14 protein-coding genes are annotated in these 17,246 nt (G+C 62.1%); 3 read left to right on the forward strand and 11 right to left on the reverse strand.

Annotated features, from left to right (window positions below; translation table 11 throughout):
- Positions 1-196: 196 nt before the first annotated feature.
- The 4 genes from ACXIQ9_RS09015 to ACXIQ9_RS09030 form a co-directional block, all read right to left on the reverse strand.
- On the reverse strand, positions 197-1,387 hold the full coding sequence (locus ACXIQ9_RS09015; protein WP_459016448.1) for a glycosyltransferase family 4 protein: 1,191 nt from the start codon (positions 1,385-1,387) through the stop codon (positions 197-199).
- The gene (locus ACXIQ9_RS09020; RefSeq protein ID WP_010314330.1) at positions 1,387-2,196 is read right to left on the reverse strand and encodes a glycosyltransferase family 2 protein; all 810 of its coding nucleotides are present in this window, start codon (positions 2,194-2,196) and stop codon (positions 1,387-1,389) included. Before ACXIQ9_RS09020 ends, ACXIQ9_RS09015 begins: the two co-directional genes overlap by 1 nt.
- 66 nt (positions 2,197-2,262) lie before the next feature.
- Positions 2,263-3,441, reverse strand: coding sequence for a glycosyltransferase (locus ACXIQ9_RS09025; protein ID WP_459016449.1), 1,179 nt, complete (start codon positions 3,439-3,441; stop codon positions 2,263-2,265).
- Positions 3,442-4,863, reverse strand: coding sequence for a lipopolysaccharide biosynthesis protein (locus ACXIQ9_RS09030; RefSeq protein ID WP_459016450.1), 1,422 nt, complete (start codon positions 4,861-4,863; stop codon positions 3,442-3,444).
- Between the two features lie 107 nt (positions 4,864-4,970).
- On the opposite strand from ACXIQ9_RS09030, the gene ACXIQ9_RS09035 reads away from it, so the two are divergent.
- Complete coding sequence (locus ACXIQ9_RS09035) at positions 4,971-5,870, forward strand: glycosyltransferase family 10 domain-containing protein (protein ID WP_459016451.1); 900 nt, start codon at positions 4,971-4,973, stop codon at positions 5,868-5,870.
- On the opposite strand, the gene ACXIQ9_RS09040 is transcribed toward ACXIQ9_RS09035, so the two are convergent.
- From ACXIQ9_RS09040 to ACXIQ9_RS09070, 7 genes are read right to left on the reverse strand one after another with little or no spacing between them, the layout of a single operon-like run.
- Positions 5,812-7,341 carry a hypothetical protein gene (locus ACXIQ9_RS09040; protein ID WP_459016452.1) on the reverse strand — a complete coding sequence of 510 codons (1,530 nt, stop codon included), beginning with the start codon at positions 7,339-7,341 and terminating at the stop codon, positions 5,812-5,814. The genes ACXIQ9_RS09035 and ACXIQ9_RS09040 overlap by 59 nt on opposite strands.
- A gap of 44 nt (positions 7,342-7,385) precedes the next feature.
- Positions 7,386-8,045, reverse strand: a complete 660-nt coding sequence (locus tag ACXIQ9_RS09045) for a class I SAM-dependent methyltransferase (protein ID WP_459016453.1) — start codon at positions 8,043-8,045, stop codon at positions 7,386-7,388.
- Positions 8,045-9,010 (reverse strand): glycosyltransferase family 2 protein, encoded by a 966-nt coding sequence (locus ACXIQ9_RS09050; protein WP_459016454.1) that lies wholly within the window; start codon positions 9,008-9,010, stop codon positions 8,045-8,047. The genes ACXIQ9_RS09045 and ACXIQ9_RS09050 overlap by 1 nt, the downstream gene beginning before the upstream one ends.
- Positions 9,010-10,215, reverse strand: coding sequence for a glycosyltransferase family 4 protein (locus tag ACXIQ9_RS09055; protein ID WP_459016455.1), 1,206 nt, complete (start codon positions 10,213-10,215; stop codon positions 9,010-9,012). The genes ACXIQ9_RS09050 and ACXIQ9_RS09055 overlap by 1 nt, the downstream gene beginning before the upstream one ends.
- On the reverse strand, positions 10,212-11,255 hold the full coding sequence (locus ACXIQ9_RS09060) for a CgeB family protein (protein WP_459016456.1): 1,044 nt from the start codon (positions 11,253-11,255) through the stop codon (positions 10,212-10,214). The genes ACXIQ9_RS09055 and ACXIQ9_RS09060 overlap by 4 nt, the downstream gene beginning before the upstream one ends.
- Positions 11,255-12,214, reverse strand: a complete 960-nt coding sequence (locus tag ACXIQ9_RS09065; protein WP_459016457.1) for a glycosyltransferase family 2 protein — start codon at positions 12,212-12,214, stop codon at positions 11,255-11,257. The genes ACXIQ9_RS09060 and ACXIQ9_RS09065 overlap by 1 nt, the downstream gene beginning before the upstream one ends.
- Positions 12,211-13,860: a hypothetical protein gene (locus ACXIQ9_RS09070; protein WP_459016458.1), complete on the reverse strand. Its 1,650-nt coding sequence runs from the start codon at positions 13,858-13,860 to the stop codon at positions 12,211-12,213. Before ACXIQ9_RS09070 ends, ACXIQ9_RS09065 begins: the two co-directional genes overlap by 4 nt.
- 51 nt (positions 13,861-13,911) lie before the next feature.
- On the opposite strand from ACXIQ9_RS09070, the gene ACXIQ9_RS09075 reads away from it, so the two are divergent.
- Together ACXIQ9_RS09075 and ACXIQ9_RS09080 are read left to right on the forward strand one after the other, a co-directional pair.
- The gene (locus tag ACXIQ9_RS09075; protein WP_459016459.1) at positions 13,912-16,320 is read left to right on the forward strand and encodes a glycosyltransferase family 4 protein; all 2,409 of its coding nucleotides are present in this window, start codon (positions 13,912-13,914) and stop codon (positions 16,318-16,320) included.
- Positions 16,317-17,246 (forward strand): glycosyltransferase family 2 protein, encoded by a 930-nt coding sequence (locus ACXIQ9_RS09080; RefSeq protein ID WP_459016460.1) that lies wholly within the window; start codon positions 16,317-16,319, stop codon positions 17,244-17,246. The genes ACXIQ9_RS09075 and ACXIQ9_RS09080 overlap by 4 nt, the downstream gene beginning before the upstream one ends.

Genomic DNA, 17,246 nt, shown 5'->3' on the forward strand with positions numbered 1-17,246 from the left:
GCTTGCGGTAGGTACCAGGCCAGAGCCAGGACGAAACGGAAGCGACCGAGCAGGCGTCCAAGTTTTGGAACCGCAGTTAGCGGGCGTGGGGTCAGCAGGACGACCTGCTGTCCCTGCCGCTTCAAGCTTTGTTGGACCTGAAGACTCAAGCGCTCAATGCCGCCTCGGCGCTGTACGTCGAAGCTCAGAAGCAAAATCACGCCAACCTCTCCAGGATCGCGGCATAGCGATCGATCGATCGATCCACGCCAAATTGGCGTTCGTAGAGCGTCCGGCTGCGCTCTCCCATCGCGGCAACCTCTTGAGGTGCTTCGCTGAGAGCCCGAAGTCGCTCGGCCAATTCAGCGGCTTCTCCAGGTTCAACGACGATCCCGCATCCTTCGCGCAGCACCAGCTGTGCCAGATCGCAGCTGCGCCGCGCGATGAGTACAATCCCGCGACCGCTCGCCAAGATTCCGTAAAACTTGCTCGGAGCAACGGTGTCTTCCGCGCCTGGAATCAAGCCGATGGCGGAGAGGTCACAGGCGCTCAGGCTTTCGGGAAGACGCTGTCTGGGTTGATAGGGCAGCTGCAGGACGTTTTTGAGCCCAAATCCTTGCTGATAGGCCTCGATCTGTCCTCCCTTGGCCCCTCCGCCAATAAAGACAAACATCACCCTTGTGTCCTGCAGCAGCCGAGCAGCTTCGAGCAGGGTGAGGAGATCATGGAGGCGGCCGAAGTTCCCGGAGTACTGCAGGGTGAAGCGGTCTTCAAACCCTTGTTCTTTGGCAAAGGCGTTCTGCGCTCGCGGTCCGGATAGGCCACGCTCGACAGCCCAGTTGTGAATGACTTCTAGTGGCAGCTCGCGGCCAAGATCGCGTCGTAGCCGCTCTTCCATCGCTTGGCTGAGCACCACCGTCGTGGCGGAGTGTCTGCATACCTCCTGCATCAGGCTGCGCCAAACCAGGGCCACAGGGCCAGCCGCGGGAAGAACGCCGCTGAGAACGGCTGAGCGCGGAAAGAGATCCTGAAAAACGAAGACGTAGGGCAGTCGCCGGCTCAGTTGCAGTAGGGGTCCAAGAATTCCGATGAAAGGAGGGTTGGACACGATCAACACCCCATCCCCGCGGCGTCCATGCCAGAGGCACCAGAGCAGAGAGCCCAGGAGAAAGCGGGCACCGCGTAGGACCTTGGCGGTCACACCGATGGCTACACCACTCCGGCCACCGAGGCGTTGCACCGGAACGTTCAGAGCGCCTCCTGGTGTGGCGGTGAGAACCGTCACGCTCCAGCCACGACGATGGAGCCCCTCAGCAAGGTCGGTCATCAGCTGAGCGGTGGCCCCAGTGCTGGGCTCAAAGTGCTCGCTGATCAGTAGGAGCCGTTTTGGCTTGCGCAAAGCAGGCATCACAGCGGCAGGCCTCGTTGCTGTCGTCGCCGTTCAATCACCTTGATGACCGTGATCAGGTCGTATCCGGCCATCAGTAACGAGAACAAGAGCCCTTGCCACCCTTCCAGAAACCCACGCTGGAGCAGGTACTTCTGGCCAAAGCGAAGCAGGGGTCTGACAGGCCAAAGCAGGGCCGTGAACTGACGGAGCCTCAAGGCCCGCCTCGTGCCGAAGGCTTGTCGGTTGCCTGAGCTCAAGTAACTGCAGATCGTTTCGGCATCCCAGTCGGCATAGCGTCGATGCCGCTCTAACCAATCATCGATCCCCTTGCTGAAGGCGTAGTGCTCGTAGGGCTGGGCAATGCGGCCGACGGTAGACCCCGCGGGAAAGTTTTCCCAGACCCCTCCCTCGAAACGAAGATGGCCGCGGCGCACGAGCCGAGGATGCCAGTTGGGATAGTTCTGGGTTCGTTTTAACCACCGTCCCAAAAACCAGTAACGGGGGGTCAGTTCAAAGCCGTCGAGGTCTTTTGATTCATCCAAATTGGTTTGGATGGCTTCTCGGCAGTCAGGACCAATCTCTTCATCCGCGTCAAGGAACAGCACCCAAGGGCTGCTGAGTTCGGCATGCTCAAGGGCCCAGTTGCGTTGCTCGCTAATCAGGAAGCGCCCGGCTTGGCGATGCTCGAACACCTGTGCTCCAAGCTCGATGGCGATCTGCTGGCTGCCATCAGTGCTGCCGGAATCCACCACTACAAGCTCGTCGCACCAAGCCAGTGAGGCCAGACAGCGGGGCAGGTTATCGGCTTCGTTCAGGCACAGGACCACCGCGGCCAGGCCGGTCGGATCGGTTGGTTGGGGGATAGCGGACGAACGCGTCAGGGGATGACCTGCTCAACCCTGCTGAGTTTGCAGGATCTGCTGGTAGAGCTCAATCGCGCGATCGGCAACGGCCGATTGTGAATAGTGCTGTGCGACCCATTGGCTGACTGGAAGGCTGGCGCGCGGTGCGTCCTCCAGCCACCACCCAAGCCATTGGATCCAGTCGCGGCATCGTCGAGGCAGCACGGCGCCGAATCCCTGAGGTGCGCTGCGCTGTAGATCCACTCCGACGCCGGTGCGGTCGCTGATGGCCACCGCACAGCCGCAGGCCAAAGCTTCAGGCACAACATTGCCAAAGTTTTCATGGCGACTTGGCAGCAGCAGCAGATCCGCTGCGTTGTAGACCCCTCCCAATTCCGCGGCGGGCACAGTGGGGTGTTCGATGACTCTCTGCCCTAATCCCCGTCGTTGGAGTTGCTGGATCAGTTGCTGACCACTGCCATCCTCGTCCCCTCCTAACAGGAGGAGTTGCCATGGCTTGTCGCGGAGTGCAGACAGCACCGGGGGTAATAAATCCAAGCCTTTTTTGTGATGCTGCCGTCCGCAGATCAGGAGAAGTGGGTGATTGGAGTGCACGCCCAATTGCCGGCGCCACTGCTGTCTCAGACCAGGGTTGGGGTGCAGCTGATCCAGGTCCATCGGATTGGGCAGGAACCAACGTGGTGCCCGTAGGGCTAGGGGCCAGAGTTCGTTGGCTTCTTGCTCACTGGTGACATGAAGGCCTGCGGCCTGTTGCAGGTAAGGCCGCTCGCGCACCAGGAAGTAGGGCAGTTTTTTCCACCAGCGCTGGCCCAGGGAGTAGGGGCCAAGGGCCCCGCGCAGGGTGTGAAGGATGGGGACCCCTTGTTGGATCGCCTCTCTCTGGATGGGGATTCCCAAGGGTTGCCAGATGGCGCTGAGGTGTAGGAGGTCCGCACGAGCCATCACCCTCGAGAGGGATTGCACCAGGCGTCTGGACTGGATGGGGCCGGTGGCGTGGTCGACGGGGTAGTAGGTCACTGGCACCCCATTCCGCATGATCGGTTGGCCTAGTTCAGATAAGGGCAAATCACTGAGGCCGGCATTGGTGGTGATGACCTCAACGGCAATGCCTTTGCCCGCTAGGGCTTCGCAGAGCCGACTCACGCTCAGAACCGGCCCCCCGTACTGCCATGCCGGGGCATAAACAGGCATGGCGTGGAGGATCCGCATTCAACGTCGCGGCAGCAATTGCAGCAGTGGCCTGCCTTCAATGGTCAGGATGATCGCGACACCAAAAGCGCAGAGCATCGACCACTGGGGATTGGGATCGGACAACCAACAGAGGGGGGTCACCGCCGCCGTGGCCAGCAGCAGCCGAATCACCATTCTCGGCTGGATGAAGCGTCTCCAAGCCTCACTCAGGTAGATCGCGACAGGTACGACGGAAAAACAAAGCTTGGCAGCTAAAAAGCCCTGCAGGCCGCTCGTTGGGATGAGCCACCAGCCCAGCAGGGCCGCCAGCACCGCTCCACTGTTCTGAGCGATGGCAAACAGGCGTGTGCGTTGGCTGGCCAGAAGGGGTGTGTGCAAGACCTGGTTGACCGAATCCAAGACGGCCATCAGAACCAAGAGACGGGTTGGCTGGATGGAGGGCAGATAGGAGTCTCCAAAAAACAGTTGGACCAGTGGTTTGTCGATGAGTAGGTAGCCAAGCAGTGCGGCTAAGCCCAGCCACCAGATCAGCCGCAGCGAGAGTTCGGTGTTCTCGCTGCGCTGGGATTCAACCGTTGTTGCCCTGAGCCTCAGGAACAGCAGAGGCGTTAGGGCTCCTGGAAGCAAGGTGAAGACCTGCACGATCAGCTGCCCCACTCTGAGGAAGCCCACATCGGACACTCCTTCCGCCTGGGCAACGCCCGCCAGTAGTGGTAAAAACACCATGGCCGCCAAAGCATTCGAGCCATACAGGCTGATGCCGCTTCTGATCAACCTCCAGGCTTCGGGCCAGTCCGGTTGCCAGCGATGTGGCCAGGGCCAGAGTTGACGGCAGCTCTGTCTCAACCAGACCAGCTGCAGGCCACTCATCAGTCCGTAACCAATCAGGGCTCCTGCAACGCCGCCCAAGGCCGCCCCGATGGCGGCGAGCAGCAGCTTGAGCGGGGAGAACAGTCCTTGTCGAAGAGCCACCAGTTTTGTGGCGCCGGCGATGATCAGGAGATCCCAAGGAAGCCCGCCAAGACTCTCCAGGCTGGCGATGCCGACCAGGGCGAGTGCCAGGGCGCTGCGACTCAAGCTGAGGTCGCTGGGTAGGAGTCCCTGCAGCGGGATGACCCAAAGCCAAAGCGCCAGCGCAAGACCAAGCGTGCTCAGCTGAACCAGCTGGATGGCCGACCCGGCGATGTTGTCCTTGGTTTGCGCGGATTCCTTGGCTCCCTCGCCAGTGAGGGCACAGCTCAGTCCGTAATCCACCCCCCCTCGAGCAGTGAGCTCAAAGGTTTGGCTCGTCGTCAGGACCAGGCTGAAGAGGCCTAGTCCCGCCGGCCCAAGACTCCGGCTTAACCAGAGGTTGAGCGCGAAACCCAGAGCGCGACCCACCACAGATCCGCGTAGCAGGTCCCAAGCACCCTGACGAAGACTGGATTGCAGGGTCGCCATCAATTCATGCCCTTAACTTACGGCCGACTCTTGATTCCAAACGTTTGGGTCCCCTTCGGCTTGCACTTGAGGGTTGTTACCCCAGCTTTGCCAGCACGGATCTGGTCATGCGGGTTCTTGGCACGCTCTGCAGGTTTGAGCTTGTGTCACGAACTGAGCCGCATGAATTGCTGATTCGCGGCCCGTTCGCTGATGGCAGCGCGCGGCGCCGTTGGTTGAACCGCGGTTTGCAGTGGCGAGAGCGCATCCGCAGCCCTTGGCGGCAGCCGGCTCGACCTTTACGGCTGCACGTCAGCTCCGAGAACCCGTTCGCCGAGAACTATCAAAACTTTGAGCAGTCGGGTTGCGATTTTGGCCTGGGACACGAATTGCGGGTGGGAGATCTGTGCTATCAGCGCATGCCCCACTGGTGGAATTACGTTGATTTCAGTGCTGATGGAATTCCTTCGCCGGGTGAATGGATTCGCCTGGGTGAGCCGCTCAAGCAGGAGCAGTTGCTTCGGCCCCTGGATTGGAATCGATCTGGTGAACAACGGGCTGCATTTGTGGCGTCCTATCTCAATGATCAGCGTCGCTATCTGTGGCGGGAGGTTGACCGTTCTTTGCCAGTCGATGGCTTCGGTCGAGCATTTGATTCTTCGATCGCTGACCATACCCGCTCGAACTTCACGAAGCGGGATTTGCTGAGTGGTTACCGTTTTAATCTCTGTCCAGAAAATGCGATCGCTCCGGGGTACTACACCGAGAAAATTCCCGAGAGCTTCGCCTGTGGAGCGATTCCGATTGGATATGTCGACCGACATGTGGAGGTTGATTTTAATCCGAGGTCATTCTTGAATTTGTATAATTATCTTTCGGGAGGCGTTGCTGCGGGTTTGGCTGAAGATCTTGCCTGCTCGCGGCGTCTTTCGGAGCTCACTGAGACTCCTTTGTTGACTGCGCCAGTTGCTATTGATCGGTTGGTTGATTTTCTGCGCTTGGTGCTCGACCAGGCCAGAGCCGATTGACAAATTCAATCAATACTGTGATCGCAGTGAGAATGAGAACGTATTTTGGAAACTCATAGAACCAATTCCAGGCCGTCTCAGAGAGGGATCTGAGCGGGGGGCCTTGAAGAAAGGTTGACGGGAACAGCGCGATCAGGGTTGTGGCCGTGCTCCGGTTTAAGGCGGCCAGTTGATACCAGGCGCGGCAAAAGTAGGCATAGAGAAGGCCGAAGATGCTGCTTCCAAGCAAAACCCCAGGCCAGCGAAAGCGCCAGTAGAGATCAGCGCTTAAGCTCACACCCGGAAACCATATGTGCCGACCATCCTGGGTCCCCTCACTGGGCGAACCTTTGATTTCCTTGGCGATTAAATGCCCGTCGTTGATGGGCGGACGATTGGGCATCACGGCCTGCGGTGCCCAAAGGAAGAGAAGATTCCCTAGCCGCTTGGATCCTGCTGGACGTTGACTCAGTCCGGGTTCCCGGAACAGATAGGGATCACTCCAGGCATAAAGATCTCGACCAATTAGGGGAATGGCAGCTGAGGAATTCAGGATTTCAGTTCCGTTTTGTAGGGCTCCCAGCCTGGTCATTAGATCGCTCGTTGTTGACTGCTGGAAGGAGTTGCTGTGACGCATGGTGGGTAAAACAGCGATCGCACTGAGCGCCAAAGCACAGAGTCCAATGATGAGCCAGCGCATGAGTTTGGGATTGGCTTGTGCCAGCCACAGGCCACCCAATGTCAGCAATGCGGGGTAAAGCAGAAGACCGCGTCCTCCAAGCAGGGCGGATGCCGCCAGGCTCGCTGCGGTGGGAAGAAAAAAGGCCATGACGATGAGCAGGTTTCTGCGCCAGCGCCACAACAACAGCGGTAGAACAATGAAATAGAGATCTCGAAGACGGATCGCAGCAGAAAATAAGGTGTCTGGTCGCCAGAAGCGTCCGGCCCAAGTGAAATAGGCCGCTCCGCGGTCCAGTGTCCCCGCGAAAAAGCCAACCGCTACATAACCAACGGCCACAACACCAGTGATGGCGCCAAGGAGAAGTAGCTGCTGTCTGCTGAAACCGCGTTGAGGAGAGTCGTTGTTGATGGCAGCGGAAGCGGGAGTTTTTGACCGATGGATCAGTGGCCAATTCAGTAGGCCTCCAAGCACGATCCCCGAGGTCATCACGGCGTTCAGGGGGAGTGCCTGATGGACATGCGCAATCCAGTCCTGGATATCGCCCGGGCCATTACGGCTGAGTAGAAGGACCATTCCGCCGAGTTCCCACCGCAGGAACAAATGCAGGGCTAGGACCGTGAGGGGGGGGAAGGGAAGAACGTTGATCCAGGGGCGCTCAAGCTGGATGGCCCACAGCAGAAGAACGACCCCCCACCAGCACAGTCCAATCGCGAGTGGAGCACTACTCAGTGGCGCCGTCAGGATCCAGCCGCTGATCCCGATGCCGATTGCTCCCCATGGTGTCAGGCACCACTGCAGTGGTCCGAGCAAGGTGTCCAGGCGATCCCGGTCGGCTCTTCTGGGTCGAGGGTTACTCACGCACGCCGCTGAAAAATGAACACGCTGCCCATGCTCCAGAGTTGGGGGGAGCTCAGCTGCTGTAAGGCCCAGCAGGCTGGTTGGGCCAGGCGTCGCTTGCTGATCAGAGGACGCAGAATTTCCTCAGTCAAGTTGAAGCCCAAGGCCTCAGCTCTTTGTGACAGGAGAGACCGTGCTTTATCGATATTGACGATGAACTGGTGTTTGAACCCCTCGGGTTGATCAACTAAATCAAGGCTGTGGGCATTGAGCTCGTGTCCTCGCAGCATTCTGAGTCGATCTAGAAAGAAGAGCTCATTCGGCAGGCTGACGACCACCTGTTGATTGGCGCGCGTCAGGGCTAACTCAAACAGTGGCGTGAAGCGCCGGGTGTGTTCAATGACATCCAGCAAGAGCACTGTGTCCCAGGGACCTTCGCTCCGCATCAGGTCAGGAATCTGACCCGCTTGCACATAGCGAACCTTGGGATTGTCGTGGCGCTGTTCGTAGATGCAGGCATCACTGATATCCAGGCCTGTGTACTCACATTGGCTTGGAAGATGCCTGCTAACGACCCCGTCGCCGCAGCCGATATCCAGGAGCGTTGTGCTGGTGTAGTTCGGCAGAATCCGAGTGGCGATCAGCTCTGCGAGGCGCGCATCAGAGCGCTGGGCCATCAGCGTGCGCTTGTGCGCGGCAGTCGTCGCCATCTTGCGGGCAGCCATCGAAGCAGTGTCCAGGCAGTCTGCCGGAGGCCGGCGGCCTGGTGGATGGCCTTTAGGCCTTGCGTCAGCTCTTTGGGCCTCGTTTGACTGAATTGCTTCAACACGTTCCAGAGCTGAAACTGCATCACGTGGGCGGCCCAGCAGCGGCGACGTGGTTCATCGCTTAATAGGGGGTGTTCGCGTAATTGCTGCACCACAGACGCCACCTCCTGTAATTCATGGCCGCTGCGACGGTTGCGGTTGGAGAGTTGGCGCTCATGGGTCCGTACCTGCGCGATCGGCACCCGGTTCAGGACGAGGGGCTGGTTTTCGCTCGCCCGCAGTAGCCATTCCCAATCCGCCGCATGGCGCCAGTCTTCGAGGAAGGGGCCTGCTGCACGCCAGTGGCTGCGGCTGAAGGCCATCCCGCTGAGGTTCCCGTTCAAGCTCCCCAGCTGCAGCAGTGCAGGCACGAATCGCTCAGGTGGCACCAACGCTGTTTCCTGGCTCACCTGGTCGTGGTGCCAGGCGCTGTCTGCCGGCCGTGGACTCCCGTCCTCATTGATGGATTCATAGGTCGAGAGGATCAGTCCTGCATCGGGCCAGCGTTCACACATCTCATGAATCCGCCCTATGGCATGGGGTAACAGCAGGTCATCACTGCAGAGCAGCAGCACCCACTCGCTTTTGCTTTCTTCAATGGCACGGTTCAAGTTGCCGAACAGTCCGAGGTTTTGGGGGCGCCTGACCCACCGCACCCGCGTGTCTTGGTTCTGAGAGTCGATCCAGCTTTGGATGAAGGCTTGCGTATCCGCGTCAGAGCCGTCATCGGCGATCAACAGCTGCCAGCCTGGATCTTGCAGCTGCAGCACGCTCTCCAGTGCCGGGCCTAGCAGCCCCGAGCGGCCGTAGACCGGCAGGATGATCGTGACTTCCATTAGCCCTTGTCCTCGAGCAGGGCCTGGTAGTTGGCGATCGCGCGCTTGCCGTAGGCACTCCAGCTCAGCTCGCTTCGTGCCAGGTCCAGCGCGGCTTCACGCTTCTGCTCCCAGAGGCTGCTGGTTTGGGCGAGTGCCTGCAGGCACCAGGAAATGGCATCGGGACGGTGGATGGGGACCAGATAACCGGCGGGGAATTCTTCAACGTCATGGTCACGTTGCACTGAGCCGCTGCCCTGCAGCCTGAGCAGGTCCTCGCCACCGGTGTTCGTCGTGCAAATCAGCGGTAGGCCGCAGGCCAGGGCCTGCATCTGCACCATCGCCATCCCTTCCTCGATGGAGGCCATCACAAAGCAGTGCGCTGCGGCGTAGTGCTCCACCAGTTCGGCCTGGGGAAGGTGACCGAGGCATCGCACCTGATGGTTTTGCTGCTTCAGCAGACCCTCCAGTTCGGGGGTCTCGCCGCCCACCAGGGTCAAGGTGCCGTCAGCAAGGTTCGCTTGCCTAAACCCCTCAAGCAGATCGGGGATTCCCTTACGTACGGACAGTGAACCCGCGTAGATCACCCTCAAACCACTCACTTCAGGTGGGCGGGGGGCTTGCTCCGGAGCCTTGAAACGGCTGAGGTCGACCCCCAGGGCGTTGCGAAAGAGGCGCTTTGCGGGCCAGCCCCGCTCCAGAAAGCTGCGCTCCACGAACAGGCTCGGAACCGCAACCTGACTGCAGAGCTCGTACTCCCGTAGCTCCATATCTTCGATCCGCGGGTGGGTGGCTGCCCACTTCAGGCCCAGGCGGCGATGTTCTTCGTTCAGCAGCCGGCTCTGCTCAAGGATGTGGGCGGAGGATCTCTCCAGCACTGTTGGGATCCCCCGTTGCTTTGCCCAGGCGAGGCTTGGTTCGCTCCACTGGGACCAGCCGTGGATTAACTCGCTGCCTTCCAGGTGCTTGACCGCCCTTCGGGCAAACCAGCGGTGCACATGCCACTGGCAGCGCATCATCAAGCTCTCGCCGCCAAGCTTGTAGATCGCTTTCACCACCCAGAAGGTCAGCGGCAAGCTGACGACGTTGTCGTTGGGGATTCCCCAGCGCTTTACAAACCAGCGGGGGTAATTGGTGATGAGGCGGTGCAGGTGACCGGCTTGTTTTAGCTCCCGGGCCAGATCAAAGGCATGCCAGCGCCCCCCCACGACGATGGTGATCTTCATGGCTTTGCCTGGCTCCACTCCAGGATCGTCCGCAGCCTGGCGCCGTAGGTGTGCTGTGGCCTGCGCAATGCCTTTGCGCCTGATTTTCGCAACTGCTGTTGCAGTTCCGGATCGCTGAGCAGAGCTTGAACCCGTGCTCTCAGTTCGCCGGGATCCTTGAAGAAGCCTGCATACGGATAGTTCTCAAGCAGCGTCCGATGTTCGCTTGTGTCTTGGTAGAGGCCGCAGCCTCCGATGGCCCCGATCTCATAGGAGCGATCCGTCGAGAGGTCACCATTGGCCAGACGTAGTAACCCCAGAACGACCCGGGCTGAACCCATCGCCTTGCAGTAGTCCTCCCCCACCACAGCTGGCCCCTTCTCCCAGCCCGGTGTGCTCAAGCCTTCCCAGCTGTTGCCGTGGATGCGGCGGCGCAGCCCCGGCAGATCAGCCAAGGCCTCGAGCCAGGGCAGGCGTTCTGCAGCGCCTGTACCCACAAACAGCACATCGGCCGCTTCGGGATCGGTGAAGTCGATCGGGTGATGCAGTTCAGGGTCGTAGGCAAAAGGGAGCCAACTGGTGCTCAGGGTGCCCGCCGCTTCTAGCCGCTGCCGCAGCGCTTCTTTGGTGCTGAAGATGTGGTCGTAGTCCTTCAGGTTGCGCAGAAAGCAGTGGCGCCGGTGAATCGGATTCCAGGGATCGTCCGTGAGGTAATTCACGATCCGTCCTCCTGATGCGCGAATGGCTTGGAACACCTGCGGTGCTAGGGGCAAGATGCCCGTGACCAGCACCAGTCTGGGTTTGTGATGCTCGATCAGTGCGATCAGCTTCCGCTGGAAGCCCCACCACTCCCAGCTGCGCCGATCCGCCAGGCGGTAGAAGACTTTCCCGCGCAACCGCCCCATGCTCGGCGAGAAGGCCGGCGCCGGGGATGTGTAGGCCACTAATAGGTCGCGCTTGGGATCCAGGCCGGCCTGCTGGGCCCCCCGCAGAAACTTGCTGCCCAGCGCCTCCGGGACGCTGGTGTCGGCAATGAGGAGTAGGGGCAGTCGTTTGGCCATCACTGTTCCCAGCGCTCTCGAACCAAATAGAGCGGCCTGGCTTTCACCTCTTCAAAGACCCGGCCGAGGTATTCCCCCAGCATCCCAAGGCCAATGAGTTGAACGCCCCCTAGGAACAGCACGGCGGTCATCAACGAGGCATAGCCCGGGAGATCGATGCCAAAGACCAATGTGCGCAGCACCATCCAGCCGCCGTAGAGCAGCGCCAGGAATGCAATGGCTACGCCACTGCCACTGAGCACCTGGAGGGGCACTCGGCTGAAGGAGGTAATGCCATCGAGGGCGAAGTTCCAGAGCTTCCAGTAGTTCCAGTTGCTTTTGCCGCCCTTTCGGGCATCACGGTCGTAGCTGATGGCGCTTTGGCGGAATCCCACCCAGGCGAACAAGCCCTTCATGAATCGGCTTCGCTCCGGCAGCTGCAGTAAGGCCTCGACCACGCAGCGATCCATCAGACGGAAGTCGCCGGTATCCGCGGGGATCGCGGTGCTGCTGAGCCGTCCCATCAGCCGATAAAACCCAAAGGCCGTCAAGCGTTTGGTGTTGCTCTCGCCCGCCCGCCGCCGCCGCACGGCATAGACCACATCAAAGCCTTGCCGCCATTGCTCGAGCATGGCGCCGATTAGCTCGGGGGGGTCCTGCAGGTCGGCATCGAGGGGCACCACCACATCGCCACGGCTGGCCTGCAGGCCAGCGGTCAGGGCCGCCTCCTTGCCAAAGTTGCGCGAGAGGCTGAGCACCGTCGCTTTCAGTTGAGGGCGTTGCTCCAGCAGGGAGCGCACCACCTCGAGTGACTCATCGCGGCTGCCGTCATCCACCAACACCAGCTCCCAGGGCAGACCCAGGGCCCCAAGCTGCTGCTCCAGTTCCGCAAACAAGACTGGCAGAGTTGCTGCCTCGTTCAAAAAGGGAACTACCGCGCTGATCAGCGGCCGAGGGGGGCGGGCTGCGGCGGTGTTCATGGCCGGGATCGTACGGGCCCCGATCGCAGCTGGCCGTAGCTCAAGGCCACCTGGGAGCGGCCGGCCGGGAGCTTGATGCTGATCCAACCTTGGCCATCTCGCCCTCCCGCCGGCAGCGGAGCGCTCCAGCCTTGGCCGCGGTTGACCTGGACCCGCCAGCTGGGGTGGGCCCACTGCATGATTCGCAGCCGGCCGGCGCTGGTGGCGTTCACCTGAAGTACCCGGCTGCGGGGCGTGCGTTCCAGCAGTGTCACCCTTCCTTGCCCAGACCATTCAGCCCAACGTGTTTGCGGCCAGGCCGGCAGCCAAAAAATGGCCAGCCGCTTGTTCCAGGACGCCTCAGGCACCTCGGCAGGGCTGTAATCCGGTACGCCGCTCAAGGCAATGCGGCCATTGGGCAGGGCCACAAAGCGTTTGGCCAGCTCCCCCTCCTTTGGCAGCGCAGCCACGCCTGCTGAGCAGGGTGTCAGGGGATCACAGCTCAGCAAGGTGCGCAGGGCCATCCGCTCGCTGGCGCTCGGGGCATGGCCCCAGAGATTGCTGCGAAAGCGCCAAAGCCCATCGAACCAGCATCCAGCCGCCGCCAGGCCGGTCACTGCGAGGGCCGCAGGTCGGGTTCGGTTGGTGCGCTGGGGTTGCTCGCTGGCCGATGCGAACCAGAGCAGGGCACCAAACCAGCCCAGGCTGAGCCAGCGCCAGGGAAATTGAATGCGCTGTAGCGCTGGGAGCCAGTGATAGATCGGTGCGCTGATCGAGAGGCTCATCAGCAGAGAGAGGACTGCCAACAGCGCACCCCAGCGGGCCAGAGGCGAGGCGCCCCGCCAGCCAAGCCAGCGCCAGAGCAGCACCAGGGCAATCGCCACCGCTTGGATCCAGAGCAGCGCCGCAAAGCTGCGATAGCCCAGATCGATGTCGGCAAAAAATTCCCCTGGCAATAGGCCCGCAGGGATTGGGGGGCGAACCGATGGCAGAGCCTGAAGCGCTGGCAACCAAAAGGGCATCGCCAGTCCGGTCCCCAGGGCGCCGCTCCAGAGCCAGGCTTTGCGCCTGAGCAGCAGGCCCGCTAGGCCCCAAGCCACCCCGGTCAACAGGGCGGCGTTCCAGTTGCTCAGGGCGATGCCAGCCAGCGCAAGACCTGCTAGTGGCCAGCCCCAGGGCCGCCGTTGCTGCAGCCCCAAAAAACCCACGGCCAGCCACCAGAGCAGGGCTTGCGCCAGGGCTTCAGGCCAGGCCCCGCGCACATAAATGTTGACCAGGAGGTAGGGATTGAGGCTGGCGGCGATCAGCAGCGCCCAGCGCCAGCGCGACTTCAGGAGCCAGTGCATGGCGAGTGCAGCGACTCCGCCGTTGTGCAGCAGCAGCAGGAGCAGAAGGCCTGTGGCTAGGGCGTGATCGGGGGGAAGCCCCAGCAGCAGTGGCAGCCCTACCAACCAGCGAAACAGGGGTGGGTAGATCAGCAGTGCACTGCTCCCCGCACCGGCCCAGGGCAGATCACTCCAGGTGGGCCAGAGCCAGCCCTGCTGCAGTTGCTTGACCCAGCCCACCGCCCAGCCCAGGTGCAAAAACCCGTCTGGGGTGTCCAGGGGGACGCCGGCCAGCCCCAGCGGCAGCCAGATCAGCAGGGCCAGTGCCACCGCTGCCCCCATCAGGCCTCTGCAGCGCATGTGCTTTCGGCAGACCCTGCCATTGTGGGGCCCATGCGGCTTGCCTTTTTCCTCGACAACCGGGGCATCGCCGAGCGGGGTGGTCTCAGCGATCCACGGCTGGGTAATCCCGGCATCGGGGGCACCGAGTTTGCCTTCCTGGCCGTCGTGGCTCAGCTCGCAGCAGAGGGTCCGCTGCAGCCGCTGCTGTTGTTGACGGCTCCCCAGTCAATCGATGGCATCCCTACCTCCTGCACGGCAGTGGTCGATTCCTTGGCGACTGCTTTTCAGACCGCAGGGGACGGTGGCTGCCAGGCTTTGGTGTTTCGCCCTGGTTTCGCTGATTGGGTTGATTGGAAGGCTCTTGAGGCCAGCCCTTTGCCCCTGATTGCCTGGTTGCACAACCTCGGCTGTCATGACCAGGCCCGTTACGAGGCTCTGCCGGCTCTTTGGCGTTGGGTGTTGGTCAGCGGCGCCCAGCTGGACTTCTTCCGTCACAGCCGCCTGGCCCAAAGGGCGGTGGTGATTCCTAACCCCGTGGCGGTGCCCCCTGCCTGGCGCCATCCCCGGACCTTGGAGCAGGCCGCGGCGGCTAAGGACCTGGCCTATGTGGGAGCGATCACGCCCTTTAAGGCCTTTGATCGGCTGGCGCAGCAGTGGCCGCGCATCGCCCGCGCCTGCCCGGAGGCCCAGCTGCGGGTCTTTGGTGGAGCGGATCTCTATGGCGGCGCCCGCTCAACCAGCCTGAGTGCCTACGAACGGCACTGCTTGGCCCTGTTGGAGCGGGGCGGCTATGGCGATCGGGTCTCCTTTGAAGGCCGCAGCGGCCTGGAGCGTTACGACGCTTTTGATCAGGTCGCCGTTGGGGTGGTCAACCCCAGTGGCCGCGATGAGACCTTCTGCCTGAGTGCCGCTGAGTTCAACGCCTGCGGCATCCCCGTGGTGGCGCCGCGCCGCCATGCCCTGGCCCAAACCGTTCTGGACGGTCAAAGCGGTTTGCTGGCCAGCAGCGATCAGCAGTTGGCAGATCACTGCATTGCTTTGCTGCAGGAGCCCAGCTGGGCTTGGGAGCTTGGGCAGGGCGGACAGCACAGCTGCCAGGAGCGCTTTGCTGTCCAAGCCGTCGCTGCCGTTTGGCAGGACTTGATGCAGCAACTGGTTTCTGGTGAGGAGCCCGCTCCTCCAGAACCCTCCACGTCTTGGGCCCATGAGCAACGCCTGTTGCGTCAGGTCTGGGGTCAGGGCTTGAGCATCCCGGGCTGGCCCAGTTGGCCCACTCTGAAGAGCTGGCTGAAAGGGGGGCAGGCGCCCCTGGGCCCCAAGGCCGTGGGGGTGCTGGCGGGCCTGATGGCCCTGTTGGTCTGGGCGCTGTTGGTGTTCGGCAAGTACGGAGGCAATCCCACCGGCCTTGCACGCGTTGGTGATCAGCTGCCGATTTCGCCCCGGTTGGCGGATCAACCCGTGGTGCGCTTGGCGGGAAAGCGCGGCAACGACGGCCAGCAATTTCTCAGCCTCGCCCTGGATCCATGGCAACTGGATGCAGGCAGCAGTCAGGCCTTGGACAATCCGATCTATCGGGGTAAACGCCTGCTCTATCCGCTGTTGGCTTATTTGAGCGGACTGGGGCAACCCCAGCTGATCGTCTGGACCCTGGGCCTGCTGAACGTGGTCTGTATGGGTTGTGCGGCGGCCTTGGTGGCGGCCTGGGCCCAGCTGCAGCAGCGTTCAGCGGGCTGGGGGTTGGCGGTCTTGGCTTTGCCGGGCTACTGGATCACCCTCAGCTTGACCACTGCTGATTTGCTGGCGACCACGCTGCTGGTCGCTGCTGCCCTGACAGCCCGTCAGGCGCGTCTGCTGCCCCACTGGCTCAGTTTGATCGCCGCCAGTCTGACCCGGGAGACCGGTCTAATCGCCTGGGCTGCGAGTGCTTTGACAGCGTTGCGGGAGCGGCGCTGGCGTTGGCTTTTGCCGCTGGCGGCGGTGCCGCTCCCGCTGCTGCTCTGGTCTGGCACCTTGACGAGACGGTTTGCTGCCGTGCCCGACGGGGCCCTGGCCCGCGTTCACTTCGGCTTCCCGTTGGAGGGTGCCCTTCAGAAAGGTCTGCAGCTCCTGGGACTAAGGCCGTTGGCCGACCTCCAACCCGGCGGTTTGGAGCGGCTGTTTGATGCCGGTTGCTTTGGCCTTTGGTTGCTGACCCTTGGGGTGCTGGTACTCGCGGCCTGGCGTGGCTGGGGCGGCCGCTGGTTGCGCTTTGCCTCGGCGCTCTATCTGCTGCCGGCCCTCTGCACTTCGACCCAGATCCTGGCCCGCTTCCCCGATTACACCCGAGTCTGGATTGACCTGTCCAGCCTGGCGCTACTGGCACTGCTTGCATCGCGCAGTTGGTTACTCAAGCCCTGGATGGCCCTCTCCGCTTTGATGTCGGCGGGCTATGGGCTCGGTTATCTGCTGCTGGCGCCATGAGCTTTGCGGTTCCGGTGTTGCTGATCGCCTTTAACCGCCCGGGGCCCACGGCTCGGGTGCTTGAGGTGCTGCGAGAACTCCAGCCCGAGCGGCTCTATGTGGCCTGCGATGGACCCCGCGCGAAGCGTGCCGGCGAAGACGAGCGCTGTCGGGCTGTGCGGGCCTTGTTTGCGCCGGCGTCTGAGGGGTTGATCGATTGGCCCTGCCAGCTGGAGCACCTGTTTCAACCGAGCAACCTGGGCTGCCGCGCAGGGGTGACCGCTGCGCTGGATTGGTTTTTTGAGCGCGAGAGCGAGGGGATCGTCCTCGAGGACGACATTCTTGTGGACCCCAGTTTTTTCCCCTACTGCCAGGAGCTGCTGGAGCGCTACCGCCATGACAGCCGTGTGGGGGCCATTGCAGCCAACAACCATCAGCGCCGGCCACCGGCCGATGGCAGCAGCTATCGCTTCTCGATCTACAGCCACTGCTGGGGCTGGGCTAGTTGGCGCCGGGCCTGGCAGTGCTACGACCGCGATCTCAAAGGCTGGCAGGCGTTTCGAGAGGGCGGATGGCTCGAGCAGCTGGGGGGCCGCGCCTTTGCCCATAAATGGGGCGGCTGGCTCGAAGCCCTCGCCCAAGGTCAGATCGACACCTGGGACATGATCTGGCAGCTCAGCTGCTGGCAGCAGGGGTTTTTGACGGTGATCCCGGCGGCCGAGCTGGCCGAGAACATCGGCTTTGACGCCGACGCCACCCACACCCTCGATGAGCGCTCCCCCTTGGGGCCCCGGGGCACGGTGTCTGTGCCGCTGCGCCATCCAACCGTGATCCAGGCGGACCGGCGCCGGGACGCCGACACCTTTGCGCGCCTGTACCGGCGCAGTCGCCGGGCCGAGCTGCTGCGCAAGGGACTCAAGGCCCTGCGTCTGCTGGGGGTGCGCTGA

This window comes from Synechococcus sp. LTW-G (genome assembly GCF_054459035.1).

Coding starts and splice junctions, on each gene's coding strand:
- ACXIQ9_RS09015 (WP_459016448.1), bottom strand. CDS start 1,387: ATGCCTGCTTTGCGCAAGCCAAAACGGCTCCTACTGATCAGCGAGCAC.
- ACXIQ9_RS09025 (WP_459016449.1), bottom strand. CDS start 3,441: ATGCGGATCCTCCACGCCATGCCTGTTTATGCCCCGGCATGGCAGTAC.
- ACXIQ9_RS09030 (WP_459016450.1), bottom strand. CDS start 4,863: ATGGCGACCCTGCAATCCAGTCTTCGTCAGGGTGCTTGGGACCTGCTA.
- ACXIQ9_RS09035 (WP_459016451.1), top strand. CDS start 4,971: ATGCGGGTTCTTGGCACGCTCTGCAGGTTTGAGCTTGTGTCACGAACT.
- ACXIQ9_RS09045 (WP_459016453.1), bottom strand. CDS start 8,045: ATGGCCCAGCGCTCTGATGCGCGCCTCGCAGAGCTGATCGCCACTCGG.
- ACXIQ9_RS09050 (WP_459016454.1), bottom strand. CDS start 9,010: ATGGAAGTCACGATCATCCTGCCGGTCTACGGCCGCTCGGGGCTGCTA.
- ACXIQ9_RS09055 (WP_459016455.1), bottom strand. CDS start 10,215: ATGAAGATCACCATCGTCGTGGGGGGGCGCTGGCATGCCTTTGATCTG.
- ACXIQ9_RS09060 (WP_459016456.1), bottom strand. CDS start 11,255: ATGGCCAAACGACTGCCCCTACTCCTCATTGCCGACACCAGCGTCCCG.
- ACXIQ9_RS09065 (WP_459016457.1), bottom strand. CDS start 12,214: ATGAACACCGCCGCAGCCCGCCCCCCTCGGCCGCTGATCAGCGCGGTA.
- ACXIQ9_RS09070 (WP_459016458.1), bottom strand. CDS start 13,860: ATGGGGGCAGCGGTGGCACTGGCCCTGCTGATCTGGCTGCCGCTGGGG.
- ACXIQ9_RS09075 (WP_459016459.1), top strand. CDS start 13,912: ATGCGGCTTGCCTTTTTCCTCGACAACCGGGGCATCGCCGAGCGGGGT.
- ACXIQ9_RS09080 (WP_459016460.1), top strand. CDS start 16,317: ATGAGCTTTGCGGTTCCGGTGTTGCTGATCGCCTTTAACCGCCCGGGG.